Below are 1286 nucleotides of genomic sequence, written 5' to 3' on the forward strand. Positions count from 1 at the left end.
TGGAGTTGCCCCGGTTCGATAGACACATCAGGGCTTGCGACTACGCGGCAGCATAGTCGAGGTCTTGGGCGTTCTTGAGCGTGTGTCGACGTTCGTATTCGGCCGGGCTGAGCTGGCCGTTGGCGGAATGGCGGCGGCGTGGGTTGTAGAACCCTTCGATGTAGCTGAATAGGGCTCGTTCGGCCTCTGACCTGGTGTGGAAGGTGCGCCGGTCGATCAGCTCGCACTCCAGCGAGGCGAAGAAGCTCTCGGTGATCGCGTTGTCGAAGCATGTCCCGGTGCGGCCCGTGGACGGGTGGACACCGGCCTGCTCACAGCGCTGGCCGAAGGCGATCGAGGTGTATTGGCTGCCCTTGTCGCTGTGATGGATCACCCCGGCCTCGGGGTGGCGCTGGTGCAGCGCCATCGCCAGGGCGTCGGTCACCAGTTCGGTGCGCATGTGTTCGGCCATCGCCCAGCCGACGATCCGGCGGGAGAACACGTCCAGCACCACTGCCAGGTAGACGAAGCCCTGCCAGGTGGGCACATAGGTGATATCGGCGGTCCAGACCCGGTTCGGCTCGGCTGCGATGAACTGGCGTTTGACCAGATCGGAGGCAGCCGCAGCGCGCCCGTCCGCGATCGTGGTGCGGCAGCCTCTACGCCTGCTCACCCCGGCCAGCCCAGCCCGGCGCATAAGCCGGGCCACCCGCTTGCGACCGACCCGGATCCCGTCGAGTTCACGCAGGTCGGCATGGATACGCGGCGCACCATAGATCTCGTCCGAGGCCCGGTGATGCTCGCGGATCCGCTCCGTCAGCTCGGCGTCGCCGCGGGCTCGAGCCGATGGGCCGCGCAGCTGGCGAGCCGCCCAGGCGTAGTAGCCCTGGCGCGACACACCCAGCACCCGGGCCAGCAGGGAGACCTCGTGGTGGTCCTTCTCCGCATGAATCAGCCGGAACTTCATCTCGGCAGATCCGTCTCCCGCGCGAAGAAAACCGCGGCCTTACGCAAGATCTCTTTCTCCTCGCGCAGGATCTTCACCTCGCGCCGCAGCCGGGCCAGCTCGTCCTTCTCGGCGCTGGTCAGGCCGTCTTGGCGGCGGCCGTCATCGAGGTCGGCCTGGCGCACCCAGGTACGGATCGATTGCGCGGAGGGCTGGAACTCCTTGGCCAGTTCCTCCGGCGTCCTTCCCGCGCGAACCAGCTCCACCATCTGCCGGCGAAACTCCGGCGGATAGTTGTTTGGCACTGCAGACTCCTTCTTCCGGGGACCAGGGTTCCCCAGAGATCAGGTGTCTACCAAAC

1 protein-coding gene is annotated in these 1286 nt (G+C 66.5%); it reads right to left on the reverse strand.

All coding sequences use genetic code 11. The features are described from left to right. Positions 1–40 precede the first annotated feature (40 nt). Positions 41–1194 (reverse strand): IS3 family transposase gene (locus FAF44_RS53245; RefSeq protein WP_237111128.1). Its coding sequence is split into 2 segments (ribosomal slippage): positions 41–981 and positions 981–1194, totalling 1155 coding nucleotides; the frame shifts between segments, so codons are not numbered across the junction. Between the last annotated feature and the right edge of the window lie 92 nt (positions 1195–1286).

The organism is Nonomuraea sp. MG754425 (genome assembly GCF_021699195.1).
Classification (GTDB): domain Bacteria; phylum Actinomycetota; class Actinomycetes; order Streptosporangiales; family Streptosporangiaceae; genus Nonomuraea.